Genomic DNA, 12,757 nt, shown 5'->3' on the forward strand with positions numbered 1-12,757 from the left:
AAGACGACGTTTTCCGTCTTTCAAGCTTTTAACTTCTACCGGTCCAAAATTCGGCTTCCGTACCAACCGGGCTGCGGAATCCTCATGGCTTTCTTCTCTCTCGACTGTGTGTATAATGAAGTGCAAAAGGAGAAAAAACGGGATGTGGATCTATGACGTTTTTCATCTTTGTATAAAAGGAGTCCGACATGAACATAACCGAGCATTTTCTGCGCTTCTATCCGCTGCAGGCCGGAGCGGAAATGTCCGAAGACGGGTCGTTTCCCGTTACCATCGAGCAGCTGGCAGACCTGCTGTGCTGTTCTTCGCGCAATGTGAAATTCATCCTCAGAAAGCTGGAGGACGAACAGTACATACGCTGGCAGCCCGGGAGGGGACGCGGGAACTCTTCCCGCCTGACGCTGCTGAAAGAACCGGAAGACGCTGTCTTTCCCCTGTTCCGGGAGCTGATGAACAAAGGCAAGTTGAAAGAAGCGATCGACCTTCTGTCGATGGAAGCGCTGCCTGTTTCTCTAAAACACCGGCTGAGAACGATGCTGGATTCGCACCTCGGCTTTCAGGTCGAGGAAAGCGGCGGGGTCCTTCTCGATGTGCTCAGGGTTACGCATAACAAGCGGTTGGAGACCCACGATCCCGCTTATATTTTCACCACGTTCGAATCCTATCTGATCAGTCAGGTATGCAGCCGACTGATTTCGTACGACCCCGCCGAAGGCCGGTTCGTTCCCGGCCTGGCCCATACCTGGCTAAGCAGCGACGACTGCACGCGCTGGACCTTTTTCCTGCGCAAGGGAGTCCGCTTTCATCACGGCCGCAGCCTGACGGTTCGGGACGTGCTGTTCACCGTGCGGAGGCTGAAGCGGCTGCCCTATTCGGCATGGCTGTGCGAAGATATCGGCGAAATCGAGACGGACGGCGAGTATGCGTTGACCTTTAAGCTGAGCCGCAGCAGCCTTTTCTTCCCCCATATCCTGAGCTCCGTTCAGTTTTCGATTCTACCCGGTGATCTCGATCCCTCCTCTCATAGGCTGACGGGGACGGGGCCGTTCCGGATTGCCGAACAAAACGAACGGCTGCTTGTGCTCAATGCGTTCGACGCTTACTACGGGCACCGTCCTCTTCTGGACCGTGTGGAGCTGCTGCTGCTGCCGGAAGATACGTCCAACGAGCGGCGCTATCAGATCAGCGGGAACGAGAACGACTCCGTGACCGCCATCGGCACGGAATCCGGGCAGACCGAGCTCAAAGTCAATTTAATCAATCCGGTAGCCGGTTCCCGCTACCTGCTGTTTAATTTCCGCAAGCCCGGCATCCATCATAACGCCGATTTCCGCAAAGCGATGAGGATGATTCTCGACCGGGCCGCGATGGTGGCGGAGCTGAAGGGCAACCGGATCGCTCCGGCGGACAGTTTCCTCCAAAGCGAGAGCGAGGGAGCCTCCTTCGAGGCTGCGCCAATCCAAGAAGCCGTCCGGTTGCTTCGGAAGTCCGGCTACCAGGGCGAGCCGCTCAAGCTCTTTTTTATGAACAAAAAAGAAGAAGAGGAAGAAGCCCGCTGGCTCCGGGACCGCTGCGCGCGGGCCGGGCTCCCGCTCACCCTGCAGCCGATGAAAAGTTACGAGCGCAGCCGGGTAGCCGCCGAAGCGGACCTGCTTGCGGCGGAAGAAGTGCTGGAGGACGACCTGGAGTGGGGCTTGATCAGCTACTACAAGAACCGCTCCAACTACCTCCATCACTTGCTCACCGAGGAGCAGCTCGACCTGCTGGACCAGATCCTGGACGGTTTCGCCGGATTTCCCGAACCTTCCAGGATGAAGCTGCTCCGGGAAGCCGAGCGAACCTTGAAAGACAACGACTGGCTGCTCTTCGGCTGCCATGTGATCAAAAAAGTCCATCTGCATGACTCTTTGCAAGGCAGGCAGATGGATTCGTTCGGGCTTATCGACATCTCGAAGGTGTGGATTCAACCATCACCCTCGCAAACCGGCGTCTGGCCGTTGTAAGAGGACTCCTGAAATTCATAACTCTCGACGCTTTATTTTTTGTTCAATATGTTATAATATTAATTCAATATATTGATTTTCCTTTCATAGAGGGCGAGGTGATTGCCATAAACCCCATTCATGTTATTGTCGGGCACAATCTCGAAAGAATCCGTAAAAAAAAGAGCCTAAGCCTCGATAAAGTCTCCGAGTTGACCGGCGTCAGCAAAGGCATGCTTTATCAAATCGAACGGGGACATTCCCAGCCGACCATCACCACGGTCTGGAAAATCGCAACCGGCCTGCATGTATCCTTCTCCTCGCTGATTGCGGAGGAAGACCTTGCCGTATCGGTCGTGTCCCCCTCGACCTCTCCCGTCCTCTCGGAAGATGACGGAAAGTGCCGGGTGTACGTGCTCTTCCCCTTTGACGCTCAGACACGATTCGAAACGTTTACGATTGTTCTGGATGCCGGCGGAGGTTATTTCTCTTCTCCCCATAACGAGGGCGTATACGAGTACATTACGGTCGTTTCCGGGAATTTCACCCTGCAGCTCGGGGACGAGTCCTACACCCTGTCGCAAGGCAAAGCGATTCGGTTCTCCGGCCATGTGCCGCATCGTTACAAGAATCTCTCCGGAGAGGAAACCGTCCTTCACGTCATGATGTACTATGCCGATCTGTAACCGGCTATTCTGATAAGGAAAGGAAGAAAAAAGATGTCGTCTTTAAAGGAAAGTGCCCGGCGAATCCAGGACAAGCTGTTGGAGCTGGGTCATACCGGCAAAGTCATTGAACTTCCGGACAATGCTAGGACCGCGCAGGAAGCGGCCGATGCCATCGGCTGCGAAACCGCGCAAATCGCCAAATCCATTGTTTTTCGTCTTGAAAGCACCGGCAAGCCTCTTCTTGTCGTAGCATGCGGAATCAACCGCATCAACGAGAAAGAAATCGGCGCAAAAGTCGGCGACAAGCTGTGCAAAGCCGATGCGGACTTTGTCCGCGAATCGACAGGGTATGTGATCGGGGGCATCCCTCCGCTCGGCCATAAGGAAGCCATCCTAACCTTGATCGACGAAGATCTATTCCGGTACGAGACGATTTGGGCCGCCGCCGGCCATCCTAAGGCGGTTTTTCAGCTAACGGCCGATGACCTGGTTTCTTTTACCCAAGGAGAACTTGTTTCCGTGAAATAGCCGTAAACCCGTCTGGATGAACCTCATAAACAAAAGAAAAACCCGCTGTCTCATCGGACAGCGGGTTTCCGGCATTCGGATGAGCCCCTCAGGGCTCATCTTTATTACGGCTGCGCGCCGTTCTTGTCCTCTTTGCCGCGTCCCCGTTCGGCCCTGGAATCGATTTCTTTAATCAGCCGACACAATTTGTTCAGCGAGCTGTCCAGCTTATCCAGCTTTTCGCCCATCGTCTGCAGCACGTAACGGAGCAGAACGAAGCAGAGCGTAAAGGGAAAGCCGACATTGGTCACCAGAGATACCAGATTCTCGGTATTCAGATCCATCCTTTTCTCCCTCCTTTCGGTCTCATTTTATAGGTAAAAAACGTGTCTTTTTTACAACAAATCAGGTATAATAAAGAGAGAAAACAAGAACATATGTTCTAAATTCGGTTGTAAAAAACCGGCTGGAATTACCCTATTAGATAAAGACGAAGGGGTGATTTTTTATGTCTCAGCAGTCTACTTTGGTGGAGAAATACAGAAAGGAAGTGTACCGGATCGGCTGGCGCATCCAGTATAAAGCCCGCGTCATCAGCAACCGCGAATATTCGGTTTCGGACAATGCCTACTCGTTTACGGCCGGGGGCTTTACCGAAAGCTCCGACAGCAGGCTGGACCTGCTCGCCTTGATCCAATCCCTCCCTTCCCGGACGGGCCGAATCGTCCTCCACGAGCTTTTCATTCAGGATAAGACGGAAGCGCAGGTCGCTAAGGACCTCAATATGACCCAACAGGCGGTGAACAAATGGAAAAGGAAAATGCTCCGCTTCCTATCTCAGACGAAGAATTCCTCCATCTCGTCCGGCTAAGCAAGGACGGAGATCCCGAAGCCATGCTCCGGCTGCTGCAAGTTTTTGAAGACGATATTCTGAAAATCAGCCGTTACATCCGGATGTCGCGCGAAGATGCCGTCCAAAGCATCGTGACGGACTTTATCGCGCTGGTCAAACAAAGCGATGACGTTCCTTCTTCTTCTGGCGAAAACTCGGACAAGACCTGACGAAAGCGCCATCCCGGCGAGCGGCTAAGTTTCAGAAAAATCTCCTTTCCGAAGGAGATTTCTTTAGTTCCGGTTGTTAAATCGGCTCCCCCTTTACCTACATAGATGAGAGGGAAAACGAGGCGGCGGAAAACGGAGGAGGAGTCCTTTCTTCCCGCTGCGACTCCATCGGGTTCTCGTCTACATTCTATTTGGAGGCTGATCGTATGAGTTACCATATTATTGCCAATTTCTCTGCCAACCGCGACAACAAAGGAACCTTGAAAATGTACGACGGAAGCGGAGCGCTTGTCTTCGGTCCGGTCGAAGCGCTGGGACGCGGATCGAACGATCCCGCCAACAACAACAATCACGCCAACTGGAAGATGACGAATGCCGATACGCCTACCGGCGAATATGCCGCTTCCGTTATCGGCGCCGGTACGCCTACGTCCTCGTACGGCCCGTACAGCCGGGTCAATCTCGATCCGACGAGCGGTAACGCGCTTATCGCCGAGAATAACGGCCGATCCGGGTTTATGATCCACGGCGGCGATGCTTCCACGGACTCTTCCGCTTCGTGGTACCCGCTCAGACCGACTTACGGCTGTATCCGTCTTTCCAACAGCAACCAGAATGCGCTGATCAACAAAATCAAATCCGTCGGCGGCAGCGGCAAGCTGACGGTCAACAACATCTGACGGCAAAAAAAGGCGGGGAGCATTCCCCGCCTTTTTGCCATGTTTGCAGTCATGCGCCGCTGCCGGCCGCATGATCCGCCCCGACCGCTTCGGACAGGCTGGCAAACCCGTCCCGCTTCAGTAAATCGAGCAGCTCGCTGCTGCACGCCCGGTTGATCCCGGGTCCTTTATAAATAAAGGACGTGTAAATTTCAACGAGCGAGGCGCCCGCACGGATTTTCTCGTACACATCCCGGGCCGTGAAGATGCCGCCCGACCCGATGATTTTCAGTGTGCCGCCGCTCTGCTTATAAATACTGCGGATGATTTCCGTCGATCTCCGGTGCAGCGGTTTCCCGCTGAGTCCGCCGGTTTGCTCCCGGTGAGGATGAATCAGCCCGCTCCGGGTCACGGTCGTATTCGCCGCTATGATGCCCGGGATTCCGTGTTTCATGATTTTGCCGATCATGTTTTCGAGCTCGCCGCCGCCCATGTCCGGCGCAATTTTGACAAAGACGGGCTTGTCCCTCCGGTGACGGGCATTCAGCCTCTCCGCCTCCGCCGTAATGCGGATCAGCAGTTCATCAAGCTCGCTCCCGTGCTGAAGCTTCCGGAGGTCGGGCGTGTTGGGCGAACTGATATTGATGATAAAAAAATCCGCGTACGGATACAAGGAACGGAGACACTTCGTATAGTCTTCATGCGCTTTCTCATTGGGCGTCTGTTTGTTTTTGCCGATGTTGATGCCCAATGGGATTTTGAGAGCGTTGCAGCTCTCCAGCCTTTCCTTCATGGCGTGAATGCCCCCGTTGTTAAACCCCATCCGGTTAATGAGGGCCTCATCGTCCGGCAGGCGAAACAGGCGCGGACGGTCGTTACCCGCTTGACCGATGGGCGTGACGCTGCCCACCTCCAAAAACCCGAACCCCATCGAAGAAAGCGCGGGCACGGCCCGGGCGTCTTTGTCCAGACCCGCAGCAAGGCCGATGGGACTGGGAAAGCGGATTCCCAGCAGTTCGCTGGCCAGTCCGGGCTCCTCCCTGACCCCGTACAGCTTCTCAATCAGATACAGAAGCCCGGGCTGCCGCTGAATTCTCTGCAAATTCCGCAGGACGAAATCGTGAGCTTCCTCAGGTTCCATTCTAAAGAGCATTGGCTTCACCAAGGCTTCATAAATCAACTGACTTCCTCCCCTTTTCAGACAAAACCGGGAAGCCGGACCTGACCGTGCAAGCGGGCCTCCCTTATAACGTTCAGGCGGTGCCGTGCAGCTGCAGGTAAGTTCCGATCCTGTCGAGCAGATCCTCCCTGCTCCCCTCTGTCCGCATGTAAGCCACAATATCCCGGATGCTCGCTACGGAATAGATGTTGACATCGTAGGTCAAGGCCGTTTCCTCCAGTGCGGACAGGCGACCCTCCTGGCCTTTTTCCTCCCGGTCCAGCGCTACCAGGAAGGCCGCAAGTCGTCCGCCCTCGCGTTCGATTAATTCCTTGGTATCCTTGATGGTCCTGCCCGAGGTCAGCACATCGTCTACCGCCAGCACGTTTTTGCCCGCGATGCCGGAGCCGATGATATTGCCGCCTTCCCCGTACGCCTTCGGCTCTTTGCGGTTGAAAGCGAAATTCGCGTTGATTCCGTATCCGTTAAACAAAGCGAGCGCAGTCGTCAGCGAAATCGGAATTCCTTTGTAAGCCGGTCCGAAAATCACGTCATACTCGATTTGTTCGCGCACAATCGTCGAGGCGTAAAACGAACCCAGGGCCGTTAATTTTCTGGAATCGTCGAACGACCCGAAATTAAAGAAATACGGACTGACCCGCTTCGATTTTAAAATAAATTCGCCGAACCGGATGATGCCTTCGTCCACGACGAATTTGGAAAACGCTTCTCTCGTAGGGTCCATTCTTTCTCCTCCGTTCTTTCTAAGAATCACGTCTGGCAGTCTTGCGCACAATTAGATTCCTCACACACTCAGGTTAAAGTCTCCTGCTTGCGCAAATTCGTAAACGCCTTTTGCTCCAGTCTCTCTCTCAATTCCCCTCTGCCGAGCAGCTTGATTTCTTTGGCGATCAGCCACTCGTCGTCGTAGATCTGGTCGAGGTAATTCGTTCCCGCGTCGGGAATGATCGCCAGTGCGGAGGAGGCGTCGCTGTGCTTGAGCCAGGCCAGCGCGGTATACACGGTCAGCCCGCCCGAGCCGCCCATCAGAATGCCGTGATCGCGGGCCAGCAGCCTGCAGACGGAGATGGCTTCCTGATCGCTTGATATGCTGACCGCATCAAGCACGGACGTGTCCGTGTTCGCGCTTCTCCAGCTGAGGCCGACTCCGTTGATCAGATAGGGCGCAAACGGTTGGCCGAATACGGCGGAGCCCGCCACGTCGCAGGCAACCACGTGCAGATGCGGCTTGTGGTTCTTCACATATTTTCCGATGCCGCAGAGATGGCCGCCCGTACTGACGGCCCCGACGATCGAATCGACGGGCAGATCCGCAATCTCCCTCGCCGTCGTCTCGGCGTGATAGGCCGGATTGGACGGGTTGTCGTACTGATTGGACCAGAAGGCCCCGGGATACTTGTCCAGCAGCTGCCGGACGCGGTTGATCCGGGCCCTCTGAAATCCGCCTTCCGGCGCGGGCGTCGTGACCATGTCGACCTCAGCCCCGTAAGCCTGATACCATTTCAGCAGGCTGGCGCTCACTTTCGGATCGACAACGATAATGACTTTAAACCCGTACACCGCCCCCAGCATCGCCAGGGATTTGCCGAGATTGCCGGATGTGGACTCGATCAGGATGGAGCCTGGCCGGATTTTGCCTTCCGCCATAGCCGCTTTGACCAGTCCCAGCGCCGTTCTGTCCTTTATGCTGAAGTTCGGATTAAAATAATCGAGCTTGAGATACAGCTTTTTGCCTGACGGTACAAGTTCATCATCCAGCGAGACGACCGGCGTGTTGCCAATGCACTCCGTAATATCGGTATGAATCATCATTTCACCCCACGATTTTGATTAGACTGGCATCCGCTTTGGTCAGGCGTACGCTCTCACCCCGGGTTACAAGAACCGGATCTTCGACATGCAGCGCACCCAGGCCAAATTCGTAATACGGCGTTTCAATAGAAAGAATCATTCCCTCCTCAATCACATCTGCGCTGCCCGGCGCCAGAATCGGCAGCTCGTACGGCTCCAGACCGATTCCATGACCGACGTGATGCCTTCTGTATGCGGGAAACCCCGCTTCGTGAACCGCGTCCATCGTAAGCTGAAAAACGTCGCTGCCCGTCATCCCCGGTCTCACCTGCCGGATGGCCTCCTGCTGCCCTTTATACAAAGCATCATACTTTGTATACTCGGGTTTAAGAGTCCGATAGGCGAATACCCTCGCGATATCCGCCCAATAACCGTCGCAGACGATATCGCAGTCGAACCAGAGCAGGTCCCCCGGCGTCAGCCGGATGTCCCGGCTCGGCCTGCGCTGCCCGCCTACCGCGTGCCTGCCTGCTTTAATCATGGGCAGGACGGCAAGACCGCCACGTGCCGCGACGGAGGTTGAAAAAACGGCCGCGATTTCATGCTCCGTAATGCCTTCGCGAAGCTCTCCGATCACCTGACCGATCGCATAGTCGATGCAGCCGGCCGAATACGCGAGGGCGTCGACTTCCGCCTGCGTCTTCACGGCCCTTACCTGCCGGAGCAGCGCTGCGCCTTCGACGAATTCCCCCTGCGGATGCCTGTCGCGGATCGCACCGAATGCGGCGGCCGTAATTCCGTCTTCGTCCAGCGCCACCCGTTCGGCGGTAAGATTCAGACGGGCGAGCAGAACCACCAGCGCTTCCTCGGGACCGGCCTGACTTTTGTTCACGTCCGACAAATATTTCAGACGCTCTTCCTCTACAGGCAGCGAGCCTCCATCCGGATGTTCGCGGTAGAACGTGCCGTACGTCACGACCTGCCCGATGCTTGAGCGGGCGTCGAGAATCTGATCGATTTCGCCCACGGAGTGCACGACGTGCACCTCTTCCGGCGAATCCGCCGTCACGATCGCGTAGCATTGCCCCCGGTACGGATTCAGCGTTTTCACTACCGGCTCGAAACCGGTCAGATAACGGATATTTTCTTTGGTTGTCGATATGATTGCCGCCAGATTATGTTCCTTCAGCTTCGATTGAAGCCTCTGCGCATTGTACAGCATAACTCACCTCGTATCGGATTCGGTTTCGTTCTTGATCGCCCGGACCAGGTCCACTACGGCGGGAGCCAGCAGCTCATGCCGGTCCATCTCGATCCAGCCGGCTTCACTGATCTCGGAGCACGGGGCGATTTGCCCGTTCCAGTCCGCTTCATAGCAGACGAGTTCGACCTGCGCGTCCTCTTTGTAGGCGGCGCCGATCACCGTTCTCAGATACGCGATGCTTTCGGGGAGAAGGTCCAGGTTGAGCTCTTCTTTCAGCTCTCTTTTCAGTGCGGCCTCGGGGTCTTCACCTTCCTCGATTTTTCCGCCGGGCAGGTACCACCGCTCATTGTCTCTTACCCGGACCAGCAGCAGCCTGGTTCCGTCCCGCTTCACGAGACAAGCGCATCTAATCCGCTTTGTTTGCACGAGCCAGCACCCTGTCGACCATCGACAGCATTCCGCTTTTGTCGTAATGAAGATAATGGCCGGCCGCAATTCTCATGGGGTCCCCCGCATGGAAAAACTCGTACACCAGCTGACGCTGACCGAACCCGTCCCCGGAGGCGTCCCAGGCCAGATTCAGGAGCTTCGAGCGGGTCGCGGCGTCCGTCTCTCCCGTAGACAGCGAGACGCCCAGTCCGCTGAGCTCCTCGGCCAGAAAGTCTTCGTAATGAGGGGTCGACAGCATAGAGCCCGCCGCCAGAGATTGGATCGTTTTCACCATTTTTTCGTACATTTTGGGGAAATTGTAACGGATCGCTTGTATGGCGTTGATGCTCGGCGTTTGTACACCCTCGTGGCTCACAGCGGAGTCGGCTTCGCTTAACAATATGCTCGCCCTCAGGAGCTCGACGTAGGAGGTCATCTCTCCCAGCTTCTCCTGAATGTTCACGAACCCGTCCAGCTTGAGCATCCCGGCAAGTTTGACGGCTATTCCCGTCAGAAGCTCCGCCTTGGACAGGCCGCGCACGATCCCCTGATGGCCCGTATGATTCCGCGCGAAGGTTTTGTCGTAGAACAGGTTCGATTTCGCTACGTCTTTAAACACAAACACTTTATTCCAAGGGATAAATACTTCGTCCAGGATCAGGTACGCGTCGATTTCGTCGAAAGAGTTGGCCAGCGGGTGGTCGAAAGCGTGGTAAGCCGATTTGATAAGCGGTTTGCGGCAAATGATTTTGACTCCGGGATAATCGACCGGCAGTGCGAAAGCCACGGCGTAGTCCTCATCCCCCGGCTTTAACCCCGGCATGTTAAAAATAAGCAGCTCGTCCGCGATCGGCGCAAGCGTGACAATCATTTTGGCGCCGGTGACGGTAATTCCCTCTTTATCGTGCCGGATCACCTTAACGCCGGCATATTCGTTGACCTGGGAACCGAGGGGCAGAGAGCGGTCGATTTGCGGATTGATCGCGCCGTGGCCGACGAAATAATTGTTCGTCTTGACGTGACGGTAGTATGCGTTCATATTCGCGGAAAAATCGGTGTACGCATTCTCTCCCAGCAGCTTGCTGTGGGCATGAAGCGTGGCAAGGGCCGCGTTGATAAAATCCGGCGTTCTGCCAAGCATGCCGTAAGACAGATCCGCGACTTCCTTGTAAGACTTTCCTTTTCTCTGCAAGTCTTCTACGGTTAAGGGTACGAGCAGGCTGATAGGAGCGCCGCGTCCTTCCTTGTCCTGAAAACAGTGAATCTCGGGCTTCTCCTCCTGCAAATCGTAGTAACGGCCCATGCACGCGATGGCTCCCGTAAATGCGGGCTCCGTACGTACATCGACTTTTGCTCCGTTGACATACACGGTATTCCGGTCCTTCAGTCTCTCCAGATACTGATCGGCGGCTGATTTTGCGGTAACTACCATTTGGAATGCCTCACTCCTGTCTGATCGTCACAAAATTACATTTTTTGTTTAATGAAACATATACAATTACATTTTGACAATTTTTTACTATATTTAAGGTTACCATGCCGCCTTCTTCTTTTTCAATAGATTTATGCAATTTTTACCAAAAAGAAAAGAAGATGACTTTTTCCGGCTTGAGGTTCGCATGATCGCTTCATATAGTGTACAATGCAAGAAACACCTGTTATCAAAAGTTTGGGTACCATTAGGAGATGTTTACATGGCAGAAGAACAAGTGATCTTAACCCCCGAAGGGATGGCTCAGCTGGAGCAAGAGCTGGAAGAGCTCAAAACCGTGAAGCGTAAAGAGCTGGCCGAGCGCCTCAAAACCGCGATCAGCTACGGGGATTTAAAAGAAAACAGCGAATACCACTCCGCGAAAGACGATCAGGCCTTTATGGAAACCCGGATTATCACGATTGAGCGGATGCTGAAGAAAGCCCGTGTTTCCGACAATACCGATACGTCTACCGTTAAAGTAGGCTCTATTGTCGTGCTGAACGATATCGAATTTTCCGAAAAAGTGGAGTACCGGATCGTCGGCCCGGCCGAAGCGGATGTAGCCGACAACAAAATTTCTTACGAAAGCCCGCTCGGGGTTTCCCTGATGGGGAAATCGGTCGGCAGTATTATCAGCGTGGACGCTCCGGTCGGAGTCATCAAATACGAACTTCTCGAAATCAGAGCGAAATAATCGCCCTTTGCCGGCAAAAAGGGGGCTGCCCGCCGAGTCATCTCAAATGACTTGGCGGGCTGCCCCCTTTAACTTTATTCCGGTCCGTCTCAGCCCGAATGCAGCCATTGCGGCTGCCCCGGACGTTGCCTGACATGAATCGTGCCTGATTTCGATGAACTGGACGGCGCAGGACCGCTGCGGTGGACGGCCACGTAAACTCCGCTACACTTGCCGGTCAGCGGGTTCGGGACGAAGCGCGAACCGCACGGCGCGGCTGATCAGCGGCGGCAGTACGGAGACGTGGCCCTCTCCCTCAAACTCCTTAAACTCCGTCACCATGCCGTATTCGCTTAACACCGAAAGCCGCTCACAAAGCTCGGACGCGTTCTCTCCGCCGCCGGTATGATGCGACTTTTCCAGTTCCCCGATGGCAAGGAACAACTTTATATCCGCAGCCCCCTCCGTCGACTGTCCGCCCGAGGCTGACAGCTTGGACGCGAAAGCCCGCTCCTCTTCGAGCAGCACCCGCTTGTTCCAGTGGATGGAGGGGCTTCCCGCTACGTAACATTGGAACGCTTCCGGCTTGGCGTACAGCATATGCAGCACAAAAAGTCCGCCCAGCGAATGGCCGAAGATCGTCTGCCTCCTGCGGTCGATAGGGTATGTCTCTTCGATCCGCGGCTTCAGCTCGTCTTCGATGAACGCCATGAAAGCTTCGGCTCCCCCATGCTCGGGCTGCTCCCCCCCTCGAAGCTTGAAGGGCAGATCCTCCAGACGGATTTCACGCGTGAAATCGTAATGCCGCGCGGGATGAAACGGTCCGTCCGTCGGATAGCCGATACCGACCACGATAGCGGGAATAACGCCGGTTCTCTCCGGCGCCCGGGACTGGACGCGGACCGCTTCCACCATCGTGCCGAAGACGGAATTGGCGTCCAGCACGTACACCACGGGGAATCCGGATGCAGGCGCTTCCCCTTCGGGGACGGCGATGAAAATCCGGTATTCCCGGTTTTCCGCGCGCGACCGCATGGTGCGCTGCTCGGACCGCGGCATCGTCACACGCTCCAGGACTCCGGCTGCCGCCCCTCCGGTTTCTGCATACTCTCGGTTGATTGTACTCAA

15 protein-coding genes are annotated in these 12,757 nt (G+C 55.3%); 7 read left to right on the forward strand and 8 right to left on the reverse strand.

From position 1 onward, the window contains the following. The first annotated feature begins 188 nt into the window (after window positions 1–188). The 3 genes from AC2TF6_RS15410 (at window position 189) to AC2TF6_RS15420 (ending at window position 3,178) form a co-directional block, all read left to right on the forward strand. On the forward strand, window positions 189–2,003 hold the full coding sequence (locus AC2TF6_RS15410) for an ABC transporter substrate-binding protein (protein WP_491307494.1): 1,815 nt from the start codon (window positions 189–191) through the stop codon (window positions 2,001–2,003). 98 nt (window positions 2,004–2,101) lie between these two features. Further along, on the forward strand, window positions 2,102–2,668 hold the full coding sequence (locus AC2TF6_RS15415; RefSeq protein WP_491307495.1) for a helix-turn-helix domain-containing protein: 567 nt from the start codon (window positions 2,102–2,104) through the stop codon (window positions 2,666–2,668). 33 nt (window positions 2,669–2,701) lie between these two features. Further along, entirely contained in the window at window positions 2,702–3,178 is a 477-nt protein-coding gene (locus tag AC2TF6_RS15420) for a YbaK/EbsC family protein (protein ID WP_491307496.1), read from the forward strand. Window positions 3,179–3,282: 104 nt separating this feature from the next. Here AC2TF6_RS15420 and AC2TF6_RS15425 read toward each other — a convergent pair whose 3' ends face one another. After that, a complete protein-coding gene (locus AC2TF6_RS15425) occupies window positions 3,283–3,501 on the reverse strand; it encodes a hypothetical protein (RefSeq protein ID WP_491307497.1) in 219 nt (72 codons plus the stop codon). 164 nt (window positions 3,502–3,665) lie between these two features. Here AC2TF6_RS15425 and AC2TF6_RS15430 point away from each other — a divergent pair, with 164 nt between their 5' ends. From AC2TF6_RS15430 to AC2TF6_RS15440, 3 genes are all read left to right on the forward strand, one after another. Beyond that, entirely contained in the window at window positions 3,666–4,028 is a 363-nt protein-coding gene (locus AC2TF6_RS15430; RefSeq protein WP_491307498.1) for a sigma-70 RNA polymerase sigma factor region 4 domain-containing protein, read from the forward strand. A gap of 23 nt (window positions 4,029–4,051) precedes the next feature. After that, on the forward strand, window positions 4,052–4,219 hold the full coding sequence (locus AC2TF6_RS15435) for a hypothetical protein (RefSeq protein ID WP_491307499.1): 168 nt from the start codon (window positions 4,052–4,054) through the stop codon (window positions 4,217–4,219). 206 nt (window positions 4,220–4,425) lie between these two features. After that, complete coding sequence (locus AC2TF6_RS15440) at window positions 4,426–4,899, forward strand: L,D-transpeptidase family protein (protein ID WP_009673902.1); 474 nt, start codon at window positions 4,426–4,428, stop codon at window positions 4,897–4,899. A gap of 49 nt (window positions 4,900–4,948) precedes the next feature. On the opposite strand, the gene AC2TF6_RS15445 is transcribed toward AC2TF6_RS15440, so the two are convergent. The 6 genes from AC2TF6_RS15445 to AC2TF6_RS15470 form a co-directional block, all read right to left on the reverse strand. Beyond that, window positions 4,949–6,058 (reverse strand): quinone-dependent dihydroorotate dehydrogenase, encoded by a 1,110-nt coding sequence (locus AC2TF6_RS15445; protein WP_491307500.1) that lies wholly within the window; start codon window positions 6,056–6,058, stop codon window positions 4,949–4,951. A gap of 73 nt (window positions 6,059–6,131) precedes the next feature. Continuing rightward, window positions 6,132–6,782: an orotate phosphoribosyltransferase gene (gene pyrE / locus AC2TF6_RS15450; RefSeq protein ID WP_491307501.1), complete on the reverse strand. Its 651-nt coding sequence runs from the start codon at window positions 6,780–6,782 to the stop codon at window positions 6,132–6,134. A 68-nt stretch (window positions 6,783–6,850) separates the two neighbouring features. Beyond that, window positions 6,851–7,867: a PLP-dependent cysteine synthase family protein gene (locus tag AC2TF6_RS15455; protein ID WP_491307502.1), complete on the reverse strand. Its 1,017-nt coding sequence runs from the start codon at window positions 7,865–7,867 to the stop codon at window positions 6,851–6,853. A 4-nt stretch (window positions 7,868–7,871) separates the two neighbouring features. Next, window positions 7,872–9,071, reverse strand: coding sequence for a M24 family metallopeptidase (locus AC2TF6_RS15460; protein ID WP_491307503.1), 1,200 nt, complete (start codon window positions 9,069–9,071; stop codon window positions 7,872–7,874). A gap of 3 nt (window positions 9,072–9,074) precedes the next feature. Continuing rightward, a complete protein-coding gene (locus AC2TF6_RS15465) occupies window positions 9,075–9,479 on the reverse strand; it encodes an NUDIX hydrolase (protein ID WP_491307504.1) in 405 nt (134 codons plus the stop codon). Further along, window positions 9,460–10,914, reverse strand: a complete 1,455-nt coding sequence (locus AC2TF6_RS15470; RefSeq protein WP_491307505.1) for a 4-hydroxyphenylacetate 3-hydroxylase family protein — start codon at window positions 10,912–10,914, stop codon at window positions 9,460–9,462. Before AC2TF6_RS15470 ends, AC2TF6_RS15465 begins: the two co-directional genes overlap by 20 nt. A gap of 262 nt (window positions 10,915–11,176) precedes the next feature. Here AC2TF6_RS15470 and greA point away from each other — a divergent pair, with 262 nt between their 5' ends. Continuing rightward, on the forward strand, window positions 11,177–11,650 hold the full coding sequence (gene greA, locus AC2TF6_RS15475; RefSeq protein ID WP_491307506.1) for a transcription elongation factor GreA: 474 nt from the start codon (window positions 11,177–11,179) through the stop codon (window positions 11,648–11,650). Window positions 11,651–11,854: 204 nt separating this feature from the next. Here greA and AC2TF6_RS15480 read toward each other — a convergent pair whose 3' ends face one another. Beyond that, window positions 11,855–12,757: an alpha/beta hydrolase gene (locus AC2TF6_RS15480; protein ID WP_491307507.1), complete on the reverse strand. Its 903-nt coding sequence runs from the start codon at window positions 12,755–12,757 to the stop codon at window positions 11,855–11,857.

Source organism: Paenibacillus sp. JNUCC 35 (assembly GCF_058269095.1).

Bases quoted from the DNA above. Each gene is read 5' to 3' on its own strand.
- AC2TF6_RS15410 (WP_491307494.1), top strand. From the start codon at position 189: ATGAACATAACCGAGCATTTTCTGCGCTTCTATCCGCTGCAGGCCGGA.
- AC2TF6_RS15420 (WP_491307496.1), top strand. From the start codon at position 2,702: ATGTCGTCTTTAAAGGAAAGTGCCCGGCGAATCCAGGACAAGCTGTTG.
- AC2TF6_RS15425 (WP_491307497.1), bottom strand. From the start codon at position 3,501: ATGGATCTGAATACCGAGAATCTGGTATCTCTGGTGACCAATGTCGGC.
- AC2TF6_RS15430 (WP_491307498.1), top strand. From the start codon at position 3,666: ATGTCTCAGCAGTCTACTTTGGTGGAGAAATACAGAAAGGAAGTGTAC.
- AC2TF6_RS15435 (WP_491307499.1), top strand. From the start codon at position 4,052: ATGCTCCGGCTGCTGCAAGTTTTTGAAGACGATATTCTGAAAATCAGC.
- AC2TF6_RS15440 (WP_009673902.1), top strand. From the start codon at position 4,426: ATGAGTTACCATATTATTGCCAATTTCTCTGCCAACCGCGACAACAAA.
- pyrE (WP_491307501.1), bottom strand. From the start codon at position 6,782: ATGGACCCTACGAGAGAAGCGTTTTCCAAATTCGTCGTGGACGAAGGC.
- AC2TF6_RS15455 (WP_491307502.1), bottom strand. From the start codon at position 7,867: ATGATTCATACCGATATTACGGAGTGCATTGGCAACACGCCGGTCGTC.
- AC2TF6_RS15460 (WP_491307503.1), bottom strand. From the start codon at position 9,071: ATGCTGTACAATGCGCAGAGGCTTCAATCGAAGCTGAAGGAACATAAT.
- AC2TF6_RS15470 (WP_491307505.1), bottom strand. From the start codon at position 10,914: ATGGTAGTTACCGCAAAATCAGCCGCCGATCAGTATCTGGAGAGACTG.
- greA (WP_491307506.1), top strand. From the start codon at position 11,177: ATGGCAGAAGAACAAGTGATCTTAACCCCCGAAGGGATGGCTCAGCTG.